The following is a 26,309-nucleotide window of genomic DNA, read 5'->3' on the forward strand; positions in this document are numbered from 1 at the left end:
TATCCGCCTCGCGCCAGCGGGGGGAGGGCGATGTTTAGCGAAGGGGCGGGTTTGGAGGGTCAGGTGCGCAGGTTCATGGCTTAACTGAACGTGATTGTTACGCTCTGTTCTTTTTTCGCAGTGTCGAAATCTATGGACTTGCTTTGCTCATCGCTGGTGTTTTTCAGGGTGTCGCCCAGGGTTTTTGCGGCAACGTCGGCGAAGGGCTGGATCAGGGGTGCGATCGACTTGGTGATATCGGCAGCTGCTTTGGCCAGTTCACCAATCACGGGAAGTGCTGCGAGTGCTGACATAGACATTGTGAAATCTCCGACAGGGATGAGAGGGATATTCCTCATCCACTACGTGGCATAAGCGACACATCGGGTTCCAGATCGAACGCATGAAAAAGCCCGGCAATCGCCGGGCTCTTTGTACTGCAAGGGTTACTTACGCAGTGAAGGTCTTGCCTTCGAACTGCTCGGCAACGAACTTCCAGTTGACCAGGTTCCAGAACGCTTCCACATACTTTGGACGCACGTTGCGGTAGTCGATGTAGTAGGCGTGTTCCCAGACGTCGCAGGTCAGCAGCGGGGTGTCGCCGCTGGTCAGCGGGTTGCCGGCGCCGATGGTGCTGGCCAGGGCCAGGGAACCGTCAGCCTTTTTCACCAGCCAGCCCCAACCGGAACCGAAGGTGCCGACGGAAGTCTTGGTGAACTCTTCCTTGAACTTGTCGAACGAACCGAACGCCGCGTTGATGGCTTCAGCCAGGGCGCCAGTCGGTTGACCGCCAGCGTTTGGCGCCAGGCAGTTCCAGTAGAAAGTGTGGTTCCAGACCTGGGCGGCGTTGTTGAAGATGCCACCCGAAGAGGACTTGACGATCTCTTCCAGGGTCTTGCCTTCGAACTCGGTGCCTGGCACCAGGTTGTTCAGGTTCACGACATAGGTGTTGTGGTGCTTGTCGTGGTGATACTCCAGGGTTTCCTTGGAGATGTGCGGCTGCAGGGCATCGTGTGCGTACGGCAGCGGCGGCAATTCGAAAGCCATGATAATTCTCCTAATCAGGTCAGTTGCGGTGAGCGCAAGGCCGATCACGGGCGGCCAAACAAGCGCCGGGGAGTTTGTACTCTTTGCGGCGCAGGGGCTGGATCATAGCACCGGGGGTGCGGCAAAACCACGCAACAACTGTGTGGGATAGAGGTTCCAGAGCGTTTTGGAATATTGCTCAGCTGCTGATCAGTTGATAGGCCACGCTGAACATCATCACCGCTACCAGCAGGTCCAGTAGGCGCCAGGTCGCCGGGCGCGCCAGCCACGGGGCCAGCCATGCCGCGCCGAGGGCCAGGGCGGTGAACCACAGGAACGAGGCGCTGGCGGCACCTGCGACATAAGCGCCTGGCTCGGTCTGCTGAGCGCCCAGGGAGCCGATCAGCAAAACCGTGTCCAGATAGACGTGGGGGTTGAGCAGGGTCACGGCCAAGGCACTGAGCATCACTGCACGCAGCGAGCGCACCTTTTGTCCCTCACCTTGCTCCAGGCTTTGACGGGAACAGGCGCGGCGCAAGGCCAGGGCGCCATACCACAACAGGAATGCCGCGCCGCCCCAGCGTGCAATCGCCAGCAACAGCGGGTTATGCGCCAGCACTGTCGCCAGGCCAAACACCCCGGCAGCCACCAGCAATGCATCGCACACCACGCACAGGGCCGCCACGGGCAAGTGATGTTCGCGACGCAGGCTCTGGGCCAGGACAAACGCGTTTTGCGTGCCGATGGCCATGATCAGCCCCAAGGCGACCAGCAGGCCGTTCACATAACTCTGCCACATACGATTCACTCTGCTTGTTAATCAATGCTGGCGATTGTCGGCGTTGAGGCTGTATAAGAAAAACAAATATTGCTGATCGCTCATTAGGAAAACTGATGTTCGACTATAAATTGCTATCGGCCCTGGCGGCAGTGGTGGAACAGGCCGGTTTCGAGCGCGGGGCCCAGGTGCTAGGTGTGTCGCAATCGGCCATTTCCCAGCGCATCAAATTGCTCGAAGCACGCATCGGCCAGCCGGTGCTGGTACGCGCGACTCCGCCGACCCCCACGGAGATCGGCCGGCGCCTGCTCAACCATGTGCAGCAGGTGCGCTTGCTGGAGCGCGACCTGCAAAGTCAGGTGCCAGCGTTGGATGAAGAGGGCATGCCCGAGCGGCTGCGCATCGCCATCAACGCCGACAGCCTGGCGACATGGTGGGCGCAGGCCGTAGGGGATTTTTGCGCCGAGCAGCATTTGCTGCTCGACCTGGTGGTGGAAGACCAGACCGTCGGCCTCAAGCGCATGCGCGCCGGCGAGGTGGCGGCCTGCGTCTGCGCCAGCGAACGCCCGGTGGCCGGTGCGCGTAGCCTGTTGCTGGGGGCTATGCGCTATCGGGCATTGGCGAGCCCGGCGTTTATTGCCCGGCACTTTCCCGGCGGGGTACGGGCCGATCAGTTGGCGCGTACTCCGGCGCTGGTATTTGGCCCGGATGACTTTTTGCAACATCGCTACCTGGCGTCGCTGGGCGTGGACGGCGGTTTCGAACACCATTTATGCCCGTCCTCCGAAGGTTTCATCCGCCTGACCGAGGCCGGCCTGGGTTGGGGATTGGTGCCGGAGTTGCAGGTGCGTGATCAATTGCAAAAGGGCGTGCTGGTGGAGTTATTGCCAGATAAACCCATCGATGTGCCGCTGTACTGGCATCATTGGCGCAGTGGTGGGCAATTGCTCGGTCTGTTGACCGAGCATCTGGCACGGGCTACCGGCCAATTGCTGGTGCCGTTGGAGTGACCGTCGGCGTCAACGCAACTGCGATGAAAAATGAAAGAACACGGGGTAACACATGAAAATTCTGGTCACCGGCGCAAGCGGCTTCATTGGCGGGCGCTTTGCGCGTTTCGCCCTGGAGCAGGGCCTGGACGTGCGGGTCAACGGGCGGCGCGCCGAGGGTGTCGAGCACCTGGTACGGCGCGGCGCCGAGTTTATCCAGGGTGATCTGAATGATCCGGACCTGGTGCGCGACCTGTGCCGCGACGTCGAAGCCGTGGTGCATTGCGCCGGCGCCGTAGGGCTGTGGGGGCGTTACCAGGACTTCTATCAGGGCAATGTGCAGGTCACCGAAAACGTGGTCGAAGCCTGCCTGAAACAACGGGTCGGGCGCCTGGTGCACCTGTCGTCGCCCTCGATCTATTTCGATGGCCGCGATCACCTCGGGCTGACCGAAGAGCAAGTGCCCAAGCGCTTCAAGCATCCCTATGCGGCGACCAAGTACCTGGCTGAGCAAAAAGTCTTTGGTGCCCAGGAATTCGGCCTCGAAGTGCTGGCCCTGCGCCCGCGCTTTGTCACGGGTGCCGGCGATATGAGCATTTTTCCGCGCCTGTTGAAAATGCAGCGCAAGAACCGTCTCGCCATCGTTGGCGATGGCCTGAACAAGGTCGACTTCACCAGCGTGCACAACCTCAACGAGGCCCTGCTCAGCAGCCTGCTGGCCACCGGCTCGGCGCTGGGCAAGGCCTATAACATCAGTAATGGCGCGCCGGTGCCGGTATGGGACGTGGTCAACTATGTGATGCGCCAGATGGAAATGCCCCAGGTCACCCGTTACCGCTCCTACGGCTTGTCCTACAGTATCGCGGCGCTCAACGAGGCCTTTTGCGCGATGTGGCCGGGGCGTCCGGAACCTTCCCTGTCACGCCTGGGGATGCAAGTGATGAACAAGGATTTCAGCCTCGATATCAGCCGTGCGCAGCATTATCTCGACTACCAGCCCAAGGTCAGCCTGTGGACGGCCCTCGATGAGTTCTGCCATTGGTGGAAAGTCCAGGAGCCGGGCTCCAGCTAGGGTCGGCAATAGCGGGAAGCGATTTTTCGGTTGCCGCTCGACCAAGGCGACGGGCCAGGGGTTTATACTCCCGCCGCTCTGTTTTTTTATGTGGCTATTTCAAGGTTGATTCATGCGTAACGATACTAAAGACGACTTCGACAATGTGCCGAGCCTGCGCGCCGACATTGGCGACGACGATGATTTTGTGCCGACCGCTGCCACGTCCATGCGCTCGCGCCCGGCGCCGGTGGTCAAGGTCAAGAGCGCCAGCACCGGGCCGTTGTGGGCCTTGGTTGGCGCGCTGCTGTTCGCCTTTGTGGGCTTGGCGTGGTGGAGTTTCCAGCAGATTTCCCTGATGGGGCAGCAACTGGTGGCGACCCAGGAGAGTTTTGCGCGTATCAGCGAGGAGGCCGCCGGCCGCTTGCAGGACATTTCCGGCAAGGTGGTGGCCAGTGAGGCCAACGTCAATACCGGCAGTGAAGCGCTCAAGCTGCAGATCAAACAGTTGGAAAGCCAATTGCTGGAGCAGGGCAAGCAGCAGTTGGGTGTGGCGGGCCAGGCCACCGACCTGGACAAGCGCCTGGCGCAAATGAGTGCCAGCACCACGGATCTGACCAGCGCCAATACCCAGTTGCAGGCCCAGGTGCAAACCCTGGCAACGGAACTGACGACCCTCAAGGCTGCGCAGGCCGAAGCCGTCAAGTTGAATGCTGACGTCAAGGAGCTGAGCACGGATGTGGCAGCCTTGAAGAAGCAGGGCAATCCGGCCACGGCCATTGCACGCCTGGAACAGGACCTGTTGGTGATCAAGAGCGAACTGGATAACCGTGCCGCTACTGAAGGGCCGTCGAATAAGGAGTTCGACGTGTTCCGCATCCAGACTACCCGCAACATCACGACCTTGCAGACCCAGATGCAAAACCTGCAGCGGGAAGTCAGCGCACCGGCCAGGCTCACGCCCCTGGGCCAATGAGCCCTATTCCTGTAGGAGCCGGCTTGCCGGCGATGGGCATAGGTATCTACACAACTTTCAGAAACTGACGAGCTCGCCACAACGGCGCTATCTGCCTGGATTTAGGCGTTGCGGCAAAGTTGTGTAGATACCTATGCGGCGATGGGGCCGGTAGCCTTGCGCTGATTCCAGGGCCGCCATCCCCGGCAAGTGTCACCGTTCAGTGACATTTGTATTCCCTTTCGTTACATGTCCCTTCTTGGCCCTTGTTTAGACTGCGGTCATCCCACAAAAACAAAAAGGGCCACCCATGACCATCCAACCACTGCCTGCCAGCAGTTGGCTGAACGCACCTGCCCATCACGCCTGGCTTGCCGCCGAGGGCCAGCGCCTGCTGGCGTTTGCCAAGGCTTCCCGGCTGCCTGAAGGCTTCGGCAACCTCGACGTCCAGGGCCGCCTGCCTGCCGACGCCTGCGCCGAAACCATGAACACCGCCCGTATGACCCACAGCTTTGCCATGGCCCACGCCCAGGGCCTGCCAGGGTATGCGGAGTTGGTGGAACACGGTGTGGCCAGTCTCAGTGGCCCGTTGCACGATGCCGAACATGGCGGCTGGTTTGCCGTCGCCGGCGCGCGTGATGGCAATACGGGCAAGGCCGCCTACCTGCACGCTTTTGTCGCCCTGGCCGCCAGTTCTGCGGTAGTGGCGGGCGCCCCTGGGGCACAAGCCCTACTGGCGGATGCCATCCAAAGCATCGACCAGCATTTTTGGTGCGAGGAGGAGGGCGCGATGCTCGAATCGTTCGCCCAGGACTGGAGCGGCGTGGAAGCCTATCGCGGTGCCAACAGTAATATGCACGCCACCGAAGCGTTCCTTGCCCTGGCTGATGTCACCGGCGACAGCCGATGGCTGGGGCGGGCGTTGCGCATTGTCGAGCGGGTGATCCATCAGCACGCCAGCGCCAACGAATTTATGGTGATCGAACATTTCGACCGCTATTGGCAACCCATGCATCGTTACAACGAAAACAACCCGGCCGACGGCTTCCGTCCCTACGGCATCACCCCCGGTCACGGGTTCGAATGGGCGCGCCTGGTCCTGCACCTCGAAGCCGCACGCCAGCAGGCAGGGCTCGTCACGCCGCAGTGGTTGCTGGAGGATGCCAAGGGCTTGTTCGCCAGTGCCTGCGAATATGGCTGGTCGGCGGACGGTGCTCCGGGCCTGGTTTACACCCTGGATTGGCACTTTCGTCCGGTGGTGCGCGAGCGTCTGCATTGGACCCACGCCGAAGCCAGCGCGGCGGCCCAGGCCCTGCTCAAGCGCACGGGGGAGTGGCATTACGAAACCTGGTACCGGCGTTTCTGGGAGTTCTGTGAAACCCACCTGATCGACCGGATCCAGGGCAGTTGGCATCACGAACTCGACCCGCTAAACCAGCCCGCCAGCAAGATCTGGGGTGGCAAGCCGGACCTGTACCATGCCTGGCAAGCGGTATTGCTGCCGGGCCTGCCCTTATCCCCAAGCATGGCCAGTGCGCTGGCGGCGGGCGCTTATGTCACCAAGTGGTGACATTTGCCCGTCCCTTTGTTACGTGCCTGGGAAAAATCCCTGTTTAGAATCCTATGCAGCGCAAGCTCCAGACTTGCATGCATAACAACAAGAAAAAGGTAGTCAGATGAACGCGATTAATCGCCTCGCCATTGCTGTTTCCATTGCCTCGTTGTTTCCCCTCAGTGCATTTGCCGCCGACTCGAAAGGGACGGTTGAAGTTGTGCATTGGTGGACCTCGGGCGGTGAAAAGGCGGCAGTGGATGTCCTGAAGGCCCAAGTTGAGAAAGACGGCTTCACCTGGAAAGACGGAGCCGTCGCAGGTGGCGGTGGCGCCACCGCCATGACCGTGCTGAAAAGCCGCGCGGTCGCCGGCAACCCGCCAGGCGTTGCCCAGATCAAGGGCCCTGACATCCAGGAGTGGGCGTCCACCGGGCTGCTCGACACCGACGCCCTGAAAGACGTGGCCAAGGCTGAGAAGTGGGACGAACTGCTCGACAAGAAAGTCTCCGACACAGTGAAGTACGAAGGCGATTACGTGGCCGTACCGGTGAACATCCACCGCGTCAACTGGCTGTGGATCAACCCGGAAGTCTTCAAGAAAGCCGGCATTACCAAAAACCCTACGACTCTCGAAGAATTCTACGCCGCCGCCGACAAGCTCAAGGCCGCAGGCTTCATCCCGCTCGCCCACGGTGGCCAGCCTTGGCAGGACAGCACAGTATTTGAAGCCGTAGTGCTCTCGGTCATGGGCGTGGATGGCTACAAGAAAGCCCTGGTCGATCTCGACAACGCAGCCCTGACCGGCCCGGACATGGTCAAGGCGCTGACTGAACTGAAGAAAGTCGCGACCTATATGGACGCCGACGGCAAGGGCCAGGACTGGAACCTGGAAGCTGCCAAGGTCATCAATGGCAAGGCCGGCATGCAGATCATGGGTGACTGGGCCAAGAGCGAGTGGACGGCCGCCAACAAAGTCGCCGGCAAGGACTACGAGTGCGTAGCCTTCCCGGGCACTGACAAGGCCTTCACCTACAACATCGACTCCCTGGCAGTGTTCAAGCAGAAAAATGCCGGCACCTCGGCCGGGCAGCAAGACATCGCCAAAGTAGTGCTGGGCGAGAACTTCCAGAAGGTCTTCAGCATCAACAAGGGCTCGATCCCGGTGCGTAACGACATGCTCGGCGATATGGCCAAGTACGGCTTCGACAGCTGCGCCCAGACTGCGGCCAAGGACTTCCTGGTGGATGCCAAGTCCGGCGGCCTGCAGCCAAGCATGGCGCACAACATGGCGACCACGCTGGCGGTGCAGGGTGCGTTCTTTGATGTGGTGACCAACTTCATCAACGACCCGAAAGCCGACCCGGCCGACACCGCCAAGAAGCTGGGTGCGGCGATCAAGTCTGCCAAGTAACCCATAGGGGGAATGGGCTTTAGTGTGGGAGCAGGCTTGCCCGCGATGCAGGCGCCTCGGTGTATCAGTGACACCCAGGTGATCTCATCGCAGGCAAGCCAGCTTCCACCTAAAGCCGGCCCCCACAAGGTTGTCCGTTAGTCCCTTACTCCTTGCCCTGGATTTCCCCATGAGTTCTGTTGCTGTGTTCAGCAAGGCCTCGCCGTTCGATGCATTGCAGCGCTGGCTCCCCAAGCTGGTGCTGGCCCCAAGCATGTTCATCGTTCTGGTGGGCTTCTATGGCTACATCCTGTGGACGTTCGTGCTGTCGTTCACCAACTCGACGTTCCTGCCGACCTACAAGTGGGTAGGCCTGGCGCAATATGCGCGGTTGTTCGACAACGACCGCTGGTGGGTGGCGAGCAAAAACCTGGCGCTGTTTGGCGGCATGTTTATCGGCATCACCCTGGTGATCGGCGTGCTGCTGGCGGTATTCCTCGACCAGCGCATCCGTCGCGAAGGCTTCATTCGCACTATTTACCTGTACCCGATGGCGCTCTCGATGATCGTCACCGGTACGGCCTGGAAATGGCTGCTCAACCCCGGCATGGGCCTGGACAAACTGCTGCGTGACTGGGGCTGGGAAGGCTTTCGCCTGGACTGGCTGATCGATCCGGATCGCGTGGTGTATTGCCTGGTGATCGCGGCGGTATGGCAAGCCTCGGGCTTTATCATGGCGATGTTCCTCGCCGGCCTGCGTGGCGTTGACCAATCGATCATCCGTGCCGCACAGATCGACGGTGCGAGCCTGCCGCGCATCTACTGGAGCGTGGTGCTGCCAAGCCTGCGCCCAGTGTTCTTCAGTGCGGTGATGATCCTGGCGCACATCGCGATCAAGAGCTTCGACCTGGTGGCCGCGATGACCGCCGGTGGCCCTGGCTATTCATCCGACCTGCCGGCGATGTTCATGTACTCCTTCACCTTCAGCCGCGGCCAGATGGGCATGGGCTCGGCCAGTGCGATCCTGATGCTCGGTGCGATTCTCGCGATCATCGTGCCTTACCTGTACTCCGAGCTGAGGACCAAGCGCCATGACTAGTCTCGCCAAACCTTCCATCAGCTTCAGTCGTATCGCGATCCATGGGGTGCTGATCCTGGCCGTGGTGCTGTACCTGGTGCCGCTGGTGGTCATGCTGCTGACCAGCTTCAAGACTCCGGAAGATATCAGCACCGGCAACCTGCTGAGCTGGCCGACGGTGATCACCGGGATCGGCTGGGTCAAGGCCTGGGCCACGGTAAACGGGTACTTCTGGAACTCGTTCATGATCACCATCCCGGCGGTGCTGATCTCCACCACCATTGGCGCGTTGAACGGCTACGTGCTGTCGATGTGGCGTTTTCGCGGTTCGCAGTTGTTCTTCGGCCTGTTGCTGTTCGGCTGCTTCCTGCCGTTCCAGACCGTCTTGCTGCCGGCCTCGTTCACCCTCGGAAAAATGGGCCTGGCCAGCACCACCACCGGCCTGGTGTTTGTGCATGTGGTTTATGGCCTGGCGTTCACCACGTTGTTCTTCCGTAACTACTACGTGAGCATTCCGGATGCGTTGGTCAAGGCCGCACGCTTGGATGGCGCGGGATTCTTCACCATCTTCCGTCGGATCATTCTGCCGATGTCCACACCCATCATCATGGTCTGCCTGATCTGGCAGTTCACCCAGATCTGGAACGACTTCCTGTTTGGCGTGGTGTTCTCCAGCGGTGATTCGCAGCCCATCACAGTGGCGCTGAACAACCTGGTCAACACCAGCACCGGGGCCAAGGAATATAACGTTGATATGGCGGCGGCGATGATCGCCGGGTTGCCGACCCTGCTGGTCTATGTGGTCGCAGGCAAGTATTTCGTGCGCGGCCTCACGGCCGGCGCGGTCAAGGGGTAATCATGGCTACGCTCGAACTTCGCAATGTAAACAAGACCTATGGTGCTGGCCTGCCGGACACCCTGAAAAACATCGAGCTGTCGATCAAGGACGGTGAGTTCCTGATCCTCGTCGGGCCTTCGGGTTGCGGCAAGTCCACCTTGATGAACTGCATCGCCGGCCTGGAAAACATCAGCGGCGGCGCGATCATGATCGGTGACCAGGACGTCAGCGGCATGAGCCCCAAGGACCGGGATATCGCCATGGTGTTCCAGTCCTACGCGCTGTACCCGACCATGAGCGTGCGCGAGAACATCGAGTTCGGCCTGAAAATCCGCAAGATGAGCCAGGCGGCCATCGATGAGGAAGTGGCGCGGGTCGCCAAGTTGCTGCAGATCGAACACTTGCTCAATCGCAAGCCGGGCCAGCTCTCCGGTGGTCAGCAACAGCGCGTGGCCATGGGCCGGGCGCTGGCGCGGCGGCCGAAGATCTACCTGTTCGACGAACCGCTGTCCAACCTCGACGCCAAGCTGCGGGTCGAGATGCGCACCGAAATGAAACTGATGCACCAGCGCTTGAAAACCACCACGGTCTATGTGACCCACGACCAGATCGAAGCCATGACCCTGGGCGACAAAGTGGCGGTGATGAAGGACGGCATCATCCAGCAGTTCGGCACGCCCAAAGAGATCTACAACGATCCGGCCAACCTGTTCGTGGCGAGCTTTATCGGTTCGCCGCCGATGAACTTCATCCCCCTGCGCCTGCAACGCAAGGAGGGCCGCCTGCAGGCCCTGCTCGACAGCGGCCAGGCACGTTGCGAATTGCCATTGGGCATGAATGACGCGGGTCTTGAAGACCGCGACGTGATCCTCGGTCTGCGCCCGGAGCAAATTGTGCTGGCCAGCGGCGAGGGCAATGGTTTGCCGAGCATTCGCGCTGAAGTCCAGGTGACCGAACCCACCGGCCCGGACACCCTGGTGTTTGTCCAGCTCAATGAAACCAAGGTCTGCTGCCGCCTGGCGCCGGACGTGGCACCGCAAGTGGGCGAGAGCCTGACCTTGCAGTTCGATCCGGCCAAGGTGCTGTTGTTCGACGCCAAGACCGGTGAACGCCTGGGCACCGCCGCGTCAGTGCCGGTGCAACACGCTGATAACGTCACCCAATTCAAGGGCCGCTAAAGATCAATAACTGTAGGAGCGAGCTAGCTCGCGAAAAACTCAAGAGCGCCGCGTTTATCCAAGATACCCGCGTCAGCGTTAACGATCTTCGCGAGCAAGCTCGCTCCTACTTCAGATAAAAATAGATGTAAACCGCGTTAGATAAAAACAGTTAATAACAATAAAGACGAGGATGTAGGGATGAAAAAGCAACACAACAACACGCGCTTGATCTGCCAGCTGTCAGCCGTGGCAGCGCTGGTTTTGTCCGCCAATGCGATGGCAGACGAAGCGTTCAGTGCAGACTCCAAGTGGATGACCGGGGATTGGGGCGGCGAGCGGACCAAGCTGATCGAGCAGGGTATCGATATCAAGGCTGACTACGTTGGTGAGGCCGGCTACAACGCTCACGGCGGCTACAACAATGACAAGACTGGTCGTTACGCTGACCAGTTCGGCCTCGGCGTCGCGCTGGACCTGCAAAAGCTTTGGGGCTGGGACAACACCCAGGCCAAGATCCAGATGACCAGCCGTAATGGTCGCAACATCTCCAATGACCGCATTGGCGACCCGCGTGCAGGCACCTTGAGTTCATCTCAAGAAGTGTACGGCCGTGGCCATATGGTGCGCCTGACCCAGTTCTGGATTCAGCACCAGATGTTCGACAACAAGCTGGACGTGAAACTCGGTTACTTCGGTGAAGGCGAAGACTTCAACACCTTCCCGTGCGACTTCCAGAACCTGTCGTTCTGTGGTTCCCAAGTGGGTAACTACGTCAACACCTGGTACAACTGGCCGGTCAGCCAGGCCGCGATCCGCGTGAAGTACCACATCACGCCTGAGTTGTATGCGCAGATCGGTGCGTACAACCAGAACCCATCGCAGTTGGAGCACGGCAACGGCTTCAAACTCAGCGGCAGTGGCACCAAGGGCACTGTGATTCCGGTGGAGTTGGTCTGGTCGCCGAAGGTTAATAACCTGCCGGGCGAATACCGCGTGGGTTACTACAAAAGCGCTGCCGATGCTCCCGATGTACGTGAAGACGTCAACGGCAACAACGCGGCTTCCACTGGCGAGGACTACCGTACCCGCAGCAGCAAAAAGGGCTACTGGTTCGTTGCCCAGCAGCAACTCACCACTCATAACGGCGACGCTTCCCGTGGTCTGAACATCGCGGCCAACGCTACGTTCCACGACAAGGAAACCAACACGGTCGACAACTATCAGTCGATCATGCTGGTGTACAAGGGACCTTTCGACGCCCGTCCAAAAGATGACGTCGGCATTGGCGCCGCTCGTCTGCACGTCAACGATGACGTGCGCAAGAACGCCCAGTTGCTGAACGAAGCTGGCGGGTTCACTGATTACAGCCAGGTAGGTTATGCGCCACTGCGCAGCACCGAGTACAACTACGAAATCAACTACGGCTTCCACGTCACCAACTGGCTGACCGTACGTCCCAACCTGCAATACGTCACCCACCCAGGTGGCGTGGATAAAGTCGACAACGCGCTGGTGGCCGGTCTGAAAATTCAGTCGGTGTTCTAACGCGCTTGCGATAAGCTCCTTCTCTCTGTGCGCATTTGCGGGTAGCCATGGCTATCCGCTTTTTTTTGCGAAGGGCGAACAGCCCTGTAGGAGCGAGCTTGCTCGCGAAAAACTTGAGAGCGCCGCGTCCATCCAAGATGCCCGCGTCAGCGTTAACGATCTTTGCGAGCAAGCTCGCTCCTACAGGTATGTACACATTTGCGCGACATGATTATCAGGACCGTGGCACATGCATGAGCAACCGCTGCAACGCTTTTTCAAATCCCTGCGCGAGCAACCGGTGTTTGCCTGGGAGCGCTTCCAGATGCGCGACGTGCTGGTGATCAATCACCCGCTCTGCCAGGCGGTGTTCAGCCGCCAGGGCGCGCAGTTGCTGCACTTCCAGCCTACGGGCCAGAAGCCATGGCTATGGTGCGCGGCAAAGTGGCCGCAAGTCGGGGCGATTCGTGGCGGCGTGCCGGTGTGCTGGCCGTGGTATGGCCGACATCCTAGCGAAAACGCCTGGCCATCCCATGGCTGGGCGCGCTTGATCGACTGGAAACTGCTGGACAGCAGCACCGGCGACGACGGCGTGCGCTTGCACTGGCAATTGCAGCTGTGCGATTGGCAGGTGGACTTGCATGCGCACCTGGGGGAAAGCCTGGATCTGCGCCTGAGCACCGAACATCAGGACGAACTGCCGTGCCAATTGAGCCACGCTTTGCACGCTTATTGGCGGATCGGCGACGTTGGTGAGGTAGCGCTGTCTGGGCTCGACGGCGCGCAGGGTTATGACCAGTTGAGCCGCCAGGTTTGCCAGCAGGAAGGTGAGTTGCGGGTCGATGGCGGCTGCCAGCGAGTGTTCCAGCATGAAGGCGAATTGCAGCTCAAGGACCACGCTTGGCACCGCGAGTTGTGCATTGATACGGGTGACAGTGCAGACACGGTGGTCTGGCATCCGGGTAGCCGGCCGTTGCTGGGGGTGAGCTTTAATGAGGCGTCGGGCTTTGTGTGTGTCGAGTCGGCCATGGCCGGGGCAAGCCTGGCGCCGGGGGAACGGGCGCATTTGAGTTTGCAGGCCCGGGCTGGGGTTTAGCGGTGTTGCTTATGGCGTCTTCGCGGGCAAGCCCGCTCCTACATTCGAATGTGTTCACCAATCAAAAATGTGGGAGCGGGCTTGCCCGCGATAGGGCCGGCCCTGCTGGCGGAGATTCCAGCTTCAGTTGAACTCATCCCCCACCGGATACCGGCTGTCATTCAAGCTTTCCTTGATCTTGCGCAGATGGGGCTGGAAATCCACCCCGCGACGCAAGGTCATGCCCGTAGCCAGTACATCCAACACCGTCAACTGAATGATCCGCGAGGTCATTGGCATATAGATGTCGGTGTCTTCCGGCAGCGGAATATTCAGGCTGACCGTACTGGCCTTGGCCAGCGGTGAATTCTCGGCCGTCACGCCCAGTACCGAGGCGCCGTTCTCCCGGGCAATGCGCGCCACTTCCACCAGCTCGCGGGTACGGCCGGTGTAGGAAATGATCACAAACAGCTCGCCGGTATGCGCCACCGAGGCAATCATCCGTTGCATCAGCACGTCCGCATGGGCCGTCACCGACAGGTTGAAACGGAAGAACTTGTGCAGGGCATCCATGGCCACCGGCGCCGAAGCCCCCAGGCCAAAGAAGTGGATCTGCCGCGCCTGGATCAGCAGGTCCACGGCCTTGCTGATCAGGTTGGGGTCCAGGGCCTGGCAGGCGCTGTCCAGCGAGGCAATGGCGCTGCCAAAAATCTTCTGTGTGTAGGCCTCGGGGTTATCATCGGCCTCCACGGCGCGGCTGACATAGGCGGCGCCACTGGCCAGGCTTTGCGCCAGTTGCAATTTCAGTTCAGGGTAACCGCTGACGCCGAACGAACGGCAGAAACGGTTGACCGTCGGTTCACTGACCGAGGCGGCTTGGGCGAGGGCAGCGATAGAGAAGCGGGTCGCCTGCTGTGGGTTGAGCAGGATGACCTCGGCGACTTTTTTCTCGGCCTTGTTCAATTCTTCGAGGCGGTTCCGGATCTGTTCCAGAAGATTTCGCACGCGGTCCATTCAGTCTTTCCTTCGGGCGACGATGCAAGTAAGGGCCAGTAATAGGTCGACGAGCGGCCCTTGGCGGTGGCCTATCCTACTGAGGGTAGTTGAACACCACCACTCGCAATGCGTATTTTGGGAAAATGTTGTGGTTATTACTACATTTTTCCTTGAGTGATGCCTTGAAAAAAGGTATTTGTAGCTTAACTTGATAAAAGAACAAACATCATGCCTTCGATAACCGTGGAACCCTGCACCTTTGCCCTGTTTGGCGCCTTGGGTGATCTGGCGCTGCGCAAGTTATTTCCTGCCCTCTATCAACTCGATGGCGCCGGGCTCTTGCACGCCGACACCCGCATCCTGGCCCTGGCCCGCGAAGCCGGTTCCGAGCAGCAGCACCTGGACCACATCGAGCACGAACTGCGCAAATACGTCGGCCAAGAGCTGGATGAAGCTGTGGCCGCGCGCTTCCTCGCACGTTTGGCCTACGTGCACGTCGACTTCATGAACGCCGATGACTACGTGGCCCTGGCTGCCAAGGCCGGCACCGAACAACGCCTGATCGCCTACTTCGCCACTCCGGCGGCGGTGTATGGCGCGATATGCGAGAACCTGTCCAAGGTCGGCCTGGCGGAAAATACCCGTGTCGTCCTGGAAAAACCCATCGGCTCGGACCTGGAATCCTCACGCAAGGTCAACGACGCCGTGGCGCAGTTTTTCCCGGAAAACCGTACCTACCGCATCGACCATTACCTGGGCAAAGAGACGGTCCAGAACCTGATCGCCCTGCGTTTTGCCAATAGCCTGTTTGAAACCCAGTGGAACCAGCACTACATCTCCCACGTGGAAATCACCGTGGCCGAGCAGGTGGGTATCGAAGGCCGCTGGGGTTACTTCGACAAGGCCGGGCAACTGCGGGACATGATCCAGAACCACCTGCTGCAATTGCTCTGCCTGATCGCCATGGACCCGCCGGCCGACCTGTCTGCCGACAGCATCCGCGATGAGAAGGTCAAGGTGCTCAGGGCCCTGGCGCCGATCAGCCCGGAAGGCCTGACCACCCAGGTCGTGCGCGGTCAGTACATTGCGGGCTACAGCGCTGGCAAACCGGTGCCGGGTTACCTCGAAGAAGAGAATTCCAATACCCAGAGCGACACCGAAACCTTCGTCGCCCTGCGTGCCGATATCCGCAACTGGCGTTGGGCCGGGGTGCCGTTCTACCTGCGCACCGGCAAGCGCATGCCGCAAAAGCTGTCGCAGATCGTCATCCACTTCAAGGAACCGTCCCACTATATCTTCGCCCCCGAGCAGCGCCTGCAGATCAGCAACAAGCTGATCATCCGCCTGCAACCGGATGAAGGTATTTCCTTGCGCGTGATGACCAAGGAGCAGGGCCTGGACAAGGGCATGCAACTGCGCAGCGGGCCACTGCAACTGAACTTTTCCGACACCTACCGTAGCGCGCGGATTCCCGATGCCTACGAGCGGTTGCTATTGGAAGTGATGCGCGGCAATCAGAACCTGTTTGTCCGTAAAGATGAAATCGAAGCCGCGTGGAAGTGGTGTGACCAGTTGATCGCCGGGTGGAAAAAGTCCGGTGATGCGCCCAAGCCGTACGCGGCGGGTTCCTGGGGGCCGATGAGCTCCATTGCACTGATCACGCGGGATGGGAGGTCGTGGTATGGCGATATCTGATTTGAAACTGCCCCAGGGCGTAACACCCCACGAGTACCGCACGCCGGTGCTGCTGGCCGAAGGCTTGGCCAATGACGTGGCTGAACAGCTGCGCGCGGCCATCAGTGCCCGTGGCGCAGCGACCTTGGTGGTGTCCGGTGGCCGCAGCCCGGTGGCGTTTTTCCAGAACCTGGCCAAGCAGGGCCTGGACTGGTCCAAGGTGACGATCACCCTGGCTGACGAGCGCTGGGTACCGGTGGAACATGCCGACAGCAACGCCGGCCTGCTGAAAAAATACCTGCTGCAAGGCCCGGCGGCCAAGGCCAGATTCTTGAGCCTCTACAGTGCCGCGGCGAACCTGGACGGCGCTGCCGAACAGGCCGATCGCCTGCTGGCCGAATTGCCGGCAATAGATGTGCTGGTGCTGGGCATGGGCGATGACGGGCATACCGCCTCGCTGTTTCCCAACAGCCCGAATCTGGCCGAAGCCCTGAAAGCGGATGGCACTCGCCGTTGCTGGCCGATGCTGGCGCCGAGCGTGCCCCATCAGCGCCTGACCATGAGTCGTGCCCTGCTGGCCACCGCCAGTTACACCGTGTTGTCGATTGCCGGCGATTCGAAACTCGAAACCCTGAGCGTAGCGCTGGCTGGCGATGATGTTGCCAGCATGCCGATTCGCGCGTTTTTGCAACCTACTCTAGAGATTTACTGGTGCCCATGAGCCAAGGATCAGCCGCTATGAAAAGCCCCCACCCGACCGTGTCCATGGCGGATAAAGTTGCCCTGATCGACAGCCTCTGCGCCAAGGCGCGGATCCTGCCGGTAATCACCATTGCCCGCGAACAGGACATTCTGCCCCTGGCCGATGCCCTGGCGTCGGGTGGCTTGACCGCGCTGGAAGTGACCCTGCGTTCACAGTTCGGCCTCAAGGCCATTCAGGTTCTGCGTGAGCAGCGTCCGGAACTGGTCACCGGTGCGGGCACGGTGCTCGATCGCACCATGCTGGCAGCAGCCGAGGCGGCGGGCTCGCAGTTTATCGTCACCCCCGGCATTACCCGCGACCTGCTTGAAGCCAGTGTCGACAGCCCGATCCCGCTGTTGCCTGGCATCAGCAATGCCTCCGGCATCATGGAAGGCTATGGCCTGGGTTATCGCCGCTTCAAGCTGTTCCCGGCAGAAGTCAGTGGCGGCGTGGCGGCAATCAAGGCCCTGGGTGGCCCGTTTGGCGAAGTGAAATTCTGCCCGACTGGCGGTGTGGGCCCGGCCAACATCAAAAACTACATGGCGTTGCAAAACGTGATGTGCGTGGGCGGTAGCTGGATGCTTGATCCGCAGTGGATCAAGAACGGCGACTGGGCGCGTATCCAGGAAGTCACCGCCGAGGCGCTGGCGCTGCTGGATTGATCTGATTTACCGAATCGTTGTTGCTGTGCTTCACGGCATGTTTGCGGTGCACTTGGTCGGTGCGCCGCTTTTTTTTGCCTACAGAAAACCTTGAAATCACGGCAATCGAACTGTGGGAGCGGGCTTGCTCGCGAATGCGCGGTAACAGTCACTGAATGTGTTGAATGACACACCGCATTCGCGAGCAAGCCCGCTCCCACAGTTTTAATCGGCATTCAGCTTGGTAATCGCGTTGACCAGCACGCCGATGTCTGCCGCCGAGGTCACCAACCCCGGGGTTACCCGTATGCAGGTACCAAAAGCCGCCCCACTGCGCAGGGTGGTAAACAGGTTGTACTCATCAAGCAATCGACCCGCCATTACCTGCTGATCGCGCCCGCTGAACTTGAACGCGGTAATCGCGCAATACAGTCGTGGATCATCCGCGGTCAGCACCTCGATCCCCGGTAATGGCCGCACCTGGCTCACCCACAGGTCACGCAGGTATTTCACCCGCGCGCCCTTGGCCTGCGCGCCGCCCAAGGCCCGATGTTCTTCAAGCACCAGCGGTAAGGTCATCAGCGCCGGAAAATTCGCTGTGCTGTAAGGCGTACGAGCACGCACATCGGTGATCGGGTAATGGAACTCGCCCATGTCCGGATCAATCTGTGCCAGGCGCTCTGGGGCTATGTACAAAAAGCCCAGGGTCAGCGGCGCACCGATCCACTTGTGCAGGTTGAAACCGGCGAACGAGATGCCCAGTTGCACTAGATCGAAGTCGATCTGGCCCAGCGCATGGGCGCCATCGAGGATGATTTCGACGCCATGTTCCCGTGCCGCCCGGGCGATGGCCTCCACCGGCATGACCAGGCCGGTACGGTGGGTGACATAGGTCAGCGCCATCAGCTTCAGGCGCGGGTGGCGGCTGAAGGTATCGCGATAGGTCTGCACCAGGCTGTCGAAACTGGCCGGGTGGGCGTGGGACACTTCGATCACCTCTACACCCCGGCAGCCGGCGAGCCAGCGCATGGCGCCCTTGACCGTGTCGTATTCCAGGTCACTGATCAGCACCTGGTCGCCCGGTTGCAGGCGGTTGTAGTTACGAATCAGCGATTGCAGGGCTTCGGTGGCATTGCGGGTGAAAGCAATGGCTTCTGGGTCGACATTGACCAATTCGGCCAGTTGCCGGCGGATCTCGGCATTCTCTCCTTGCTCGAAGCGCTGGCGCACATGCACCGAGTTGCTGCGATTGATAAAAGCCACATGCTCCTGATACTGCGCCAGCACCGCCCGGCTCATGCGGCCGAAGTAGCCGTTTTCCAGGTTGATGGGGCCGGGTTCCAGCTCATAGCGCTGGGCAATGGCCTGCCAGTAGGCTTCGTCGCGGGAGTGGGGCATGGTCAGGCTCGATTAGTGGCGAGGGGCAGGTTTGCCGTGTTTGGCGCGCAGCGGTTCGAGCAGTTCGGACAGGCCGTTGTGATCGATTTCCTGCATCAACGCCAGCAGGCCGCCTAACTCGCCGTGGGGGAAACCCTCGCGGGCAAACCAGTTCAGGTAAGGACCGGGCAGGTCGGCAATGATCCGGCCCTTGTACTTGCCGAACGGCATTTGGCGGGTGATCAGCAGTTCGAGTTTTTCGGGGTTCATAGGTGCTTCAGGCAATCAGGAGGATGCCTTGGAAAATACAGGCATTCTGCATGAAGGCCAAATGACAGATCATGCAAATAAAGCGGATACAGATTTATCGCGTATTTATAACTTGTTGAAAATTAAGGTTTATTTTTTAATTCGAGACCTGGCACGGGCGCTGCAACTACCTCAGTACGTTTCTAAACCTGTGAAGGAATTGAAAAATGACTGACATCAACAAAGAATCGATCTCCGTACTCAATGACCTGATCGAAACCAGCAAAGACGGCCAGGAAGGCTTCAAGACCTGCGCAGAAGACATCAAGCACCCAGAACTCAAGGCGCTGTTCACCAAGCGTTCAGCTGACTGCGCCTCGGCGGCTACCGAACTGCAGACAGCCGTGCGCGCCTTGGGTGGTGACCCGGAAGATTCCGGCAGCGTTGCCGGCGCACTGCATCGTGGCTGGGTAGACGTGAAGTCGCTAGTGACGGGCAAGGACGAAGAAGCCGTCCTCAACGAAGCCGAACGCGGTGAAGACCATGCGTTGAAGGCTTACAAAGAAGCCATCGAGAAAATCAACAAGCACAACCTGGTGGGTATTCGTGATCTGGTCGAGCGTCAGTACCACGGCGCACAGCGCAATCACGACCAAGTGAAAGCCCTGCGTAACCAGGCACGCGCCCAGTCCTGAGTCGCCTCGCAGTAACAAATGTGGGAGCGGGCTTGCCCGCGATGGCGGTGGATCAGTCAATTAGATGTCGACTGACACACCGCTATCGCGAGCAAGCCCGCTCCCACATTTTTTTGCTGTCACATGACCAGTGATTTTCAGCCGATGCTGATCGCCGGCAACTCGGTCAAGGTCACAACCTGTTGCTTGCGTGGCGCGAGGATCTCCGCCTCGCCATCCACCACCAACTCATCACGCTGGTTGAACACCTGGGTGGCAATCCGCACGCGGAACTTGGGCAGCTTCTCGAGAATTTCCAGACGTACGGTCAGGGTGTCGCCGATTTTCACCGGTTTCTGGAAGCTCATCTGCTGGCCGATATAGATGGTGCCCGGCCCAGGCAACTCACAGGCGACTGCCGCGCTGATCAATGCGCCGCTGAACATGCCGTGGGCGATACGCTCCTTGAACATGGTCGCCTTGGCAAACTCCGCATCCAGGTGCACCGGGTTATGGTCGCCGGACATCGCCGCGAACAGCTGGATGTCGCGCTCTTCCACGGTTTTGCTGTAGTTGGCTTTCTGGCCGACTTCGAGGGCTTCGTAAGGCGTGTTGGTAACCTGGGTCATCTAATCGTGCATCCTGTGGCTAATCGATAGTCTTAATTCGTTGATTTTAAACGAAAATATTTTTCTGTTCATTCGCAGCGTGCCGGCCGGCGATGGTTCACGGCCTGGGCCATCCACGCCAGCACATCGGCGGTGACCGCATCGCGGTTGGTTTCATTGAAGAGTTCGTGCCGTGCCTGCGGGTAAATATTCAATTGCAGATTCTGGCAGCCGGCGTCGCGCAGTGCGTTGGCTAGGCTGGTGAGACGCTTGCCTTCACTGACCGGATCACATTCGCCGCCCATCACCAGGATCGGCAGGCCCGGATCAATCTGTTTGAGATTGGACGCTTTGCTGATTTGCTGCAAGCCACCGAGCAGGTCGATCCACAGCTGGTTGGTGCAGCGAAAGCCGCACAGAGGGTCGTTGATGTACTTGTCCACTTCGTCCGGATCGCGGCTCAACCAGTCGAATGCCGTGCGATTGGGTTTGAAGGCCTTGTTGAACGAGCCAAACGACAGGAACTCGATCAGCGCGCTGCGCCCCCGCAGGCCCTGGCGCAGGCGTTCGGCCCGGGCGATAAGGCGCGCGGCGCGGTACAGAGCCACCGGCTGGAAATTCGAGCCACTGAGAATCGCCCCGTGCAGGCTGGCGCTGTGATGCAGCAGATAGGCCTGGGCGATATAGCTGCCCATGCTGTGGCCCAGCAGGATGATCGGCACACCGGGGGCCTGCTGGCCGATGTGTTGGTTGAGGGCAGCCAGGTCACCCACCACCTTGTTCCAGCCATCGCGCTCGGCGTACAGGCCCAGGGTGCCTTCGTCGGCGGTGCGGCCGTGGCCGCGCAGGTCTGGGGCATACACACCGTAGCCGGCGTCACACAGGGCCTGGGCCAGGCGCGCATAACGGCCGCTGTGCTCAGCCATGCCATGGGCCAGCATCACCAGCGCCGTGGGCGGTTCGTCCGGTAGCCACTGGTTGACGTGCAGGCGGCTGCGGTCATTCGCGGTCAGCCAGAAAGTGGTGTGGTTCATGGCGCTTCCTTTGCTCAGGGTCGTTGCAGTGTATAGCTCATCCGTGGGCGGGCGTTTGATCACCCTTGGCCTCAGGGGCAAGATTCATACAATCAATGACACGTTTTTGTGTATTTGCCTGTTTAGCCATAACTGCTAACGTCCCCGAAGCTCCGCTTCCCATAAACAGCCGGAAGCGGTCGGGCACACTCGGGTAAGAGGACAAGAATAATGCAACCTGATTTCTGGAATGACAAACGCGCGGCCGGTGTGCCCAATGAGCTTGACCTGTCGGCGTACAAGTCAGTAATCGAAGTCTTCGAGCGTTCCTGCAAGGCCTTTGCCGACCGTCCGGCATTCAGCAACATGGGGATCACCCTGACTTACGCTGACCTGGAGCGTCAGAGCGCAGCGTTCGCCGGTTATCTGCAACACCATACCGATCTGAAACCGGGCGACCGTATTGCGGTGCAGATGCCCAACGTCCTCCATTATCCGATTGCCGTCTTCGGCGCCTTGCGCGCCGGGCTGGTAGTGGTCAACACCAACCCGCTGTACACCCCGCGGGAAATGCGACATCAGTTCAAGGACGCAGGCATTCGTGCCCTGGTCTACCTCAACCTGTTCGGCTCCAGGGTCCAGGAAGTGGCGGCCGACACCGAGATCGAATACCTGATCGAAGCCAAGATGGGCGACTTCATGCCCGCCGCCAAGGGTTGGCTGATCAACACTGTGGTCGACAAGGTGAAGAAGATGGTCCCGGCCTACAGCCTGCCTCGGGCGGTGTCGTTCAAGCGCGCCCTGGGCATGGGCGCAGGCTTGGCCGTGACCCGCCATCCGGTGACCCTCGATGACATCGCGGTGCTGCAATACACCGGTGGCACCACTGGCCTGGCCAAGGGCGCGATGCTCACCCACGGTAACCTGGTGGCGAACATGCAGCAGGTGCGGGCGTGCATGTCACAGGTGCGCGAAGACGGGCATCCGCTGGTCAAGGAAGGGCAGGAGGTGATGGTAGCGCCGTTGCCGCTCTACCACATCTATGCCTTCACCGCGAACTGCATGTGCATGATGGTCACCGGCAACCACAACGTGCTGATCACCAATCCCCGGGACATCGGCGGCTTTATCAAGGAATTGAAGAAGTGGCGGTTTACCGGGTTGCTGGGGCTTAACACCCTGTTTGTCGCGCTGATGGAACACCCGGACTTCAAGACCCTGGACTTCTCCCACCTGAAGATCACCAACTCCGGCGGCACTGCCCTGGTCAAGGCCACGGCCGAGCGCTGGAAGCAGATCACTGGTTGTTCCATCGGCGAAGGCTATGGCCTGACCGAGACGTCGCCGGTGGCCAGTACCAACCCCTACGGAGATCAATCGCGCCTGGGCACCGTGGGTATTCCAGTGCCAGGTACGGCGATGAAGGTTATTGATGACGCCGGCGTGGAGTTGCCGCTGGGCGAGCGGGGCGAGTTGTGCATCAAGGGCCCGCAGGTCATGAAGGGCTACTGGCAGCAACCGGCGGCCACCGCCGAGACCCTGGATGCCGAGGGGTGGCTCAAGACGGGCGATATTGCGGTGATCGACCCGGATGGCTTTGTGCGCATTGTCGATCGCAAGAAGGACCTGATTATTGTCTCGGGCTTCAATGTGTACCCCAACGAGATCGAAGACGTGGTGATGGCCCACCCGAACGTCGCCAACTGCGCGGTGATCGGCGTGCCCGACGAGCGCACCGGCGAGGCAGTGAAGCTGTTCGTGGTGGCGCGGGCCCAGGGCGTCAGCCTTGAAGAGTTGAAGACCTACTGCAAGGCCAACTTCACCGGCTATAAGGTGCCCAAACATATTGTGTTGCGGGACTCGTTGCCGATGACGCCGGTAGGCAAGATCCTGCGGCGCGAGCTTCGCGACATCGCCTGATCTCAATGTAGGAGGCTTGTGTAGGAGCTGGCTTGCCAGCGAAGATCGTCAACGGTAACGCGGGGCAACTGTTACCCCGCGGCGGCCTTGAGTTCTTCGCTGGCAAGCCAGCTCCTACATTTACGGTGTAAGTCCGCAAAATAGAGCTGTTCCAGGGGTTATAGAATCTTTGCTCTAAAAATGACTACTGGATATTCTTGAGTCATGTTTATGACTGTAGGGCCCTCTTTTGGCTCTAGGCGGCCCTTTGCAAAGCTGCTACTCTCGGCGCGCTTTGTGACCTCTCGGCCTGCTTGAAACAGCCAGAATCACCTAAAAACACACACAAATAATAATCGCATCAAATGCGGTGAATGAATTCGCGTCGCTGAGGAGTGGGCTTCCATGATCGAAGACTTTTGGAAGGATAAGTACCCCGCCGGGATTGCTGCAGACATCAATCCAGACGAGTATCAAAATATTCAGGCGGTACTGAAACAGTCCTGCCAACGCTTCGCCGACAAACCGGCTTTCAGCAACCTGGGCAAGACCATCACCTACGGTGAGTTGTACGAACTGTCCGGTGCCTTTGCCGCGTACCTGCAACAGCATACCGACTTGCAGCCCGGTGATCGAATCGCCGTGCAATTGCCCAACCTCCTGCAATACCCGGTCGCCGTGTTCGGCGCCATCCGTGCCGGCCTGATCGTGGTCAATACCAACCCGCTGTACACCGCGCGGGAAATGGAACACCAGTTCAACGACTCCGGGGCCAAAGCCCTTATCTGCCTAGCTAACATGGCCCACCTGGCGGAAAAAGTCGTACCCAAGACTGGCGTCAAGCATGTGATCGTCACCGAAGTGGCTGACCTGTTGCCGCCGCTCAAGCGGCTGCTGATCAACAGCGTCATCAAGTACGTGAAAAAAATGGTCCCGGCGTATCACTTGCCTCAGGCGATCAAGTTCAACGATGTCCTGGCCAAGGGCCATGGCCAGCCGGTCAACGAAGTCAGTCCCGCCAGCGAAGACGTGGCCGTGCTGCAATACACCGGCGGCACCACCGGCGTAGCCAAGGGCGCGATGCTCACCCATCGCAACCTGGTAGCCAACATGTTGCAGTGCAAGGCGCTGATGGGCTCCAACCTCCATGAAGGTTGCGAGATCCTGATCACACCGCTGCCGCTTTACCATATCTATGCCTTCACCTTTCATTGCATGGCGATGATGCTGATCGGCAACCACAACATCCTGATCAGCAACCCGCGCGACTTGCCGGCGATGGTCAAGGAGCTGTCGAAGTGGAAGTTCAGCGGCTTTGTCGGCCTGAACACCCTGTTCGTTGCGCTGTGCAACAACGAAGGCTTTCGCAAGCTGGACTTCTCGGCGCTCAAGGTCACCCTGTCGGGCGGTATGGCCCTGCAACTGGCGGCGGCCGAGCGTTGGAAAGCCGTGACCGGCTGCAGCATCTGTGAAGGTTACGGCATGACCGAAACCAGCCCGGTGGCCACGGTCAATCCGATCCAGAATATCCAGATCGGCACCATCGGCATTCCGGTGCCTTCGACCCTGTGCAAGGTCATCTCGGATGAGGGCGTCGAGTTGCCCCTGGGCGAAATCGGCGAGCTGTGCGTCAAGGGCCCGCAAGTGATGAAAGGCTACTGGCAGCGGGAAGACGCCACCGCCGAAGTCCTCGACAGCCAAGGCTGGTTGAAGACCGGTGATATCGCAATCATCCAGCCAGACGGCTACATGCGTATCGTTGATCGCAAGAAGGACATGATTCTGGTCTCCGGTTTCAACGTCTACCCCAACGAGCTCGAAGACGTGCTGGCAAGCCTGCCAGGCGTGCTGCAATGCGCGGCCATTGGTGTACCGGACGAGAAGTCGGGCGAGCACATCAAGCTGTTCATCGTGGTCAAGCCGGGCGCGACGCTGACCAAGGAGCAGGTGATGGAGCATATGCGCGCCAACGTCACCGGCTACAAAGTGCCGAAGGCTGTTGAATTCCGCGAGGCGCTGCCGACCACCAACGTGGGCAAGATCCTGCGCCGTGAATTGCGTGATGAAGAGCTGAAGAAGTTGGGCCTGAAGAAGTAAACAAAAAGCCCCGCGAATGCGGGGCTTTTTATTGGGCGCTGATTGGACTGCAATCCAAATGTGGGAGCAGGCAAGTCAGCTCCCATATTTTTGAGCGCCTGCCTACAGGGCGAACTGCGCAAAGCTCACGCCAGCGCCCGTCGGGCGTACATCCTTGAGGAACGAATCCTTATCCGCGCTCAGCTCCAGGGTAATCTCCGGCTTGCGCTTGCCCGCATTGCGCACTACCAGCCCTTCAAGCTTTTCACGCAGGAACGCGGTCGGCACTTTCAGGTGCAACAACTGGTCGGTCTCGGCGTTGTGCATCAACAAGTGAATCCACTCGTACTGGCCGATGGCAATGCGGGCCACTGGCAGGTCGAACCACCAGATGTTGCGCTTGCGGTCCAGGTCGGTGAAGTGGCAGTTGTTGACGCCGAGCACGGCACCGCCCAGTTCCAGGTTTCTGCGGGCGATGGCCTGTGTTTTATTGAGTTTCATAACCTTCCTACGGGATCTGTTATTCAGCGATTGAGCCTGAATCTGCCGGGCATTCTCGGGGGTTGGCGGCAAAACATAAAGCCAAACCTGTACGGGGTGATGAAATGCCTCACGCAAATAATTGAAACTCTGCTCAGAGGCCCAGGGTCAATCCTTAGGTAATGACCAAAACCCTTGATTGTTCTTACGGAGAAATACCATGGGCAGCACAGCGGATAAGGCAAAAGGTTTAGCGAACGAAGCCATCGGCAATATCAAGCAAGGTGTCGGCAAAGCCACTGACAACCCCAAGCTTGAGGTCGAAGGCAAGATTCAAGAGAAGAAGGGCGAAGCCCAGCAAGCGGTCGGCAAGGTCAAGGATGCGGTAAAGAATACGGTCGACAAGGCCTGATTCCACCGTGTGCAACACGCAATATAACGGCCATCCACGGATGGCCGTTTTTATGTCACGCCCGATGTTTAAA

At 59.7% G+C, this 26,309-nt stretch carries 27 protein-coding genes and 1 pseudogene; 18 read left to right on the forward strand and 10 right to left on the reverse strand.

The genetic code is table 11. The features are described 5' to 3' along the window. Window positions 1–80 precede the first annotated feature (80 nt). The 3 genes from HBO09_RS20765 to HBO09_RS20775 form a co-directional block, all read right to left on the reverse strand. Window positions 81–293 carry a hypothetical protein gene (locus HBO09_RS20765; protein ID WP_262381293.1) on the reverse strand — a complete coding sequence of 71 codons (213 nt, stop codon included), beginning with the start codon at window positions 291–293 and terminating at the stop codon, window positions 81–83. 136 nt (window positions 294–429) lie between these two features. Continuing rightward, the gene (locus HBO09_RS20770; protein ID WP_003212997.1) at window positions 430–1,026 is read right to left on the reverse strand and encodes a Fe-Mn family superoxide dismutase; all 597 of its coding nucleotides are present in this window, start codon (window positions 1,024–1,026) and stop codon (window positions 430–432) included. A gap of 178 nt (window positions 1,027–1,204) precedes the next feature. Beyond that, window positions 1,205–1,804 (reverse strand): LysE/ArgO family amino acid transporter, encoded by a 600-nt coding sequence (locus HBO09_RS20775; RefSeq protein ID WP_169998936.1) that lies wholly within the window; start codon window positions 1,802–1,804, stop codon window positions 1,205–1,207. Between the two features lie 95 nt (window positions 1,805–1,899). On the opposite strand from HBO09_RS20775, the gene HBO09_RS20780 reads away from it, so the two are divergent. From HBO09_RS20780 to HBO09_RS20820, 9 genes are all read left to right on the forward strand, one after another. Further along, window positions 1,900–2,793, forward strand: coding sequence for a LysR family transcriptional regulator ArgP (locus tag HBO09_RS20780; protein ID WP_169998939.1), 894 nt, complete (start codon window positions 1,900–1,902; stop codon window positions 2,791–2,793). A gap of 52 nt (window positions 2,794–2,845) precedes the next feature. Beyond that, window positions 2,846–3,844, forward strand: coding sequence for an NAD(P)-dependent oxidoreductase (locus tag HBO09_RS20785; RefSeq protein ID WP_169998941.1), 999 nt, complete (start codon window positions 2,846–2,848; stop codon window positions 3,842–3,844). 112 nt (window positions 3,845–3,956) lie between these two features. Next, window positions 3,957–4,799 carry an ATPase gene (locus HBO09_RS20790; RefSeq protein WP_169998944.1) on the forward strand — a complete coding sequence of 281 codons (843 nt, stop codon included), beginning with the start codon at window positions 3,957–3,959 and terminating at the stop codon, window positions 4,797–4,799. Window positions 4,800–5,088: 289 nt separating this feature from the next. After that, a complete protein-coding gene (locus tag HBO09_RS20795) occupies window positions 5,089–6,348 on the forward strand; it encodes an AGE family epimerase/isomerase (protein ID WP_169998947.1) in 1,260 nt (419 codons plus the stop codon). 106 nt (window positions 6,349–6,454) lie between these two features. Continuing rightward, window positions 6,455–7,741, forward strand: coding sequence for an ABC transporter substrate-binding protein (locus tag HBO09_RS20800; protein ID WP_169998951.1), 1,287 nt, complete (start codon window positions 6,455–6,457; stop codon window positions 7,739–7,741). A gap of 169 nt (window positions 7,742–7,910) precedes the next feature. Continuing rightward, window positions 7,911–8,819, forward strand: a complete 909-nt coding sequence (locus tag HBO09_RS20805; RefSeq protein WP_029296391.1) for a sugar ABC transporter permease — start codon at window positions 7,911–7,913, stop codon at window positions 8,817–8,819. Continuing rightward, a complete protein-coding gene (locus HBO09_RS20810) occupies window positions 8,812–9,654 on the forward strand; it encodes a carbohydrate ABC transporter permease (RefSeq protein WP_169998954.1) in 843 nt (280 codons plus the stop codon). The genes HBO09_RS20805 and HBO09_RS20810 overlap by 8 nt, the downstream gene beginning before the upstream one ends. A gap of 2 nt (window positions 9,655–9,656) precedes the next feature. After that, window positions 9,657–10,814 (forward strand): sn-glycerol-3-phosphate ABC transporter ATP-binding protein UgpC, encoded by a 1,158-nt coding sequence (gene ugpC / locus HBO09_RS20815; RefSeq protein ID WP_169998956.1) that lies wholly within the window; start codon window positions 9,657–9,659, stop codon window positions 10,812–10,814. Between the two features lie 180 nt (window positions 10,815–10,994). Further along, on the forward strand, window positions 10,995–12,341 hold the full coding sequence (locus HBO09_RS20820; RefSeq protein ID WP_169998958.1) for a carbohydrate porin: 1,347 nt from the start codon (window positions 10,995–10,997) through the stop codon (window positions 12,339–12,341). 85 nt (window positions 12,342–12,426) lie between these two features. Here the strand turns inward: HBO09_RS20820 and HBO09_RS29025 are convergent. Next, window positions 12,427–12,537, reverse strand: a pseudogene (locus tag HBO09_RS29025) (outer membrane lipoprotein carrier protein LolA); the annotation flags it as partial. Between the two features lie 33 nt (window positions 12,538–12,570). On the opposite strand from HBO09_RS29025, the gene HBO09_RS20825 reads away from it, so the two are divergent. Continuing rightward, entirely contained in the window at window positions 12,571–13,416 is an 846-nt protein-coding gene (locus tag HBO09_RS20825; protein ID WP_169998961.1) for a D-hexose-6-phosphate mutarotase, read from the forward strand. A 123-nt stretch (window positions 13,417–13,539) separates the two neighbouring features. Here the strand turns inward: HBO09_RS20825 and HBO09_RS20830 are convergent, their stop codons facing one another. Next, complete coding sequence (locus HBO09_RS20830; RefSeq protein ID WP_169851198.1) at window positions 13,540–14,400, reverse strand: MurR/RpiR family transcriptional regulator; 861 nt, start codon at window positions 14,398–14,400, stop codon at window positions 13,540–13,542. Between the two features lie 219 nt (window positions 14,401–14,619). Between HBO09_RS20830 and zwf the strand changes: the two genes are divergently transcribed. The 3 genes from zwf to HBO09_RS20845 are packed head-to-tail and all read left to right on the forward strand — an operon-like array spanning window position 14,620 to window position 17,469. Continuing rightward, window positions 14,620–16,086, forward strand: a complete 1,467-nt coding sequence (zwf, locus tag HBO09_RS20835; RefSeq protein WP_169998964.1) for a glucose-6-phosphate dehydrogenase — start codon at window positions 14,620–14,622, stop codon at window positions 16,084–16,086. Further along, window positions 16,073–16,786 (forward strand): 6-phosphogluconolactonase, encoded by a 714-nt coding sequence (pgl, locus tag HBO09_RS20840; protein ID WP_169998967.1) that lies wholly within the window; start codon window positions 16,073–16,075, stop codon window positions 16,784–16,786. Before zwf ends, pgl begins: the two co-directional genes overlap by 14 nt. Window positions 16,787–16,803: 17 nt before the next feature. Beyond that, on the forward strand, window positions 16,804–17,469 hold the full coding sequence (locus HBO09_RS20845; protein WP_169998970.1) for a bifunctional 4-hydroxy-2-oxoglutarate aldolase/2-dehydro-3-deoxy-phosphogluconate aldolase: 666 nt from the start codon (window positions 16,804–16,806) through the stop codon (window positions 17,467–17,469). Between the two features lie 204 nt (window positions 17,470–17,673). Here HBO09_RS20845 and HBO09_RS20850 read toward each other — a convergent pair whose 3' ends face one another. Together HBO09_RS20850 and HBO09_RS20855 are read right to left on the reverse strand one after the other, a co-directional pair. Then, a complete protein-coding gene (locus HBO09_RS20850; protein ID WP_169998972.1) occupies window positions 17,674–18,846 on the reverse strand; it encodes an aminotransferase class V-fold PLP-dependent enzyme in 1,173 nt (390 codons plus the stop codon). A gap of 12 nt (window positions 18,847–18,858) precedes the next feature. Next, complete coding sequence (locus tag HBO09_RS20855; protein WP_008056784.1) at window positions 18,859–19,095, reverse strand: DUF3820 family protein; 237 nt, start codon at window positions 19,093–19,095, stop codon at window positions 18,859–18,861. A 28-nt stretch (window positions 19,096–19,123) separates the two neighbouring features. Between HBO09_RS20855 and HBO09_RS20860 the strand changes: the two genes are divergently transcribed. Together HBO09_RS20860 and HBO09_RS20865 are read left to right on the forward strand one after the other, a co-directional pair. Then, entirely contained in the window at window positions 19,124–19,309 is a 186-nt protein-coding gene (locus HBO09_RS20860) for a hypothetical protein (protein ID WP_169998975.1), read from the forward strand. Then, window positions 19,302–19,769 (forward strand): PA2169 family four-helix-bundle protein, encoded by a 468-nt coding sequence (locus tag HBO09_RS20865; protein WP_169998976.1) that lies wholly within the window; start codon window positions 19,302–19,304, stop codon window positions 19,767–19,769. Before HBO09_RS20860 ends, HBO09_RS20865 begins: the two co-directional genes overlap by 8 nt. A gap of 137 nt (window positions 19,770–19,906) precedes the next feature. Here HBO09_RS20865 and HBO09_RS20870 read toward each other — a convergent pair whose 3' ends face one another. Further along, entirely contained in the window at window positions 19,907–20,377 is a 471-nt protein-coding gene (locus HBO09_RS20870) for a MaoC family dehydratase (RefSeq protein WP_169998979.1), read from the reverse strand. 68 nt (window positions 20,378–20,445) lie between these two features. After that, window positions 20,446–21,390, reverse strand: a complete 945-nt coding sequence (locus HBO09_RS20875; protein WP_169998981.1) for an alpha/beta hydrolase — start codon at window positions 21,388–21,390, stop codon at window positions 20,446–20,448. Window positions 21,391–21,600: 210 nt separating this feature from the next. On the opposite strand from HBO09_RS20875, the gene fadD2 reads away from it, so the two are divergent. Together fadD2 and fadD1 are read left to right on the forward strand one after the other, a co-directional pair. After that, entirely contained in the window at window positions 21,601–23,289 is a 1,689-nt protein-coding gene (gene fadD2 / locus HBO09_RS20880; RefSeq protein ID WP_169998984.1) for a long-chain-fatty-acid--CoA ligase FadD2, read from the forward strand. A gap of 384 nt (window positions 23,290–23,673) precedes the next feature. Beyond that, complete coding sequence (gene fadD1 / locus HBO09_RS20885; RefSeq protein ID WP_169998987.1) at window positions 23,674–25,365, forward strand: long-chain-fatty-acid--CoA ligase FadD1; 1,692 nt, start codon at window positions 23,674–23,676, stop codon at window positions 25,363–25,365. A 102-nt stretch (window positions 25,366–25,467) separates the two neighbouring features. On the opposite strand, the gene HBO09_RS20890 is transcribed toward fadD1, so the two are convergent. Then, the gene (locus tag HBO09_RS20890; RefSeq protein ID WP_169998990.1) at window positions 25,468–25,845 is read right to left on the reverse strand and encodes a hypothetical protein; all 378 of its coding nucleotides are present in this window, start codon (window positions 25,843–25,845) and stop codon (window positions 25,468–25,470) included. Window positions 25,846–26,044: 199 nt separating this feature from the next. Between HBO09_RS20890 and HBO09_RS20895 the strand changes: the two genes are divergently transcribed. Further along, the gene (locus HBO09_RS20895) at window positions 26,045–26,236 is read left to right on the forward strand and encodes a CsbD family protein (RefSeq protein WP_169998993.1); all 192 of its coding nucleotides are present in this window, start codon (window positions 26,045–26,047) and stop codon (window positions 26,234–26,236) included. Window positions 26,237–26,309 lie beyond the last annotated feature (73 nt).

This window comes from Pseudomonas sp. WS 5027, assembly GCF_012985695.1.
Classification (GTDB): Bacteria; Pseudomonadota; Gammaproteobacteria; order Pseudomonadales; family Pseudomonadaceae; genus Aquipseudomonas; species Aquipseudomonas hygromyciniae.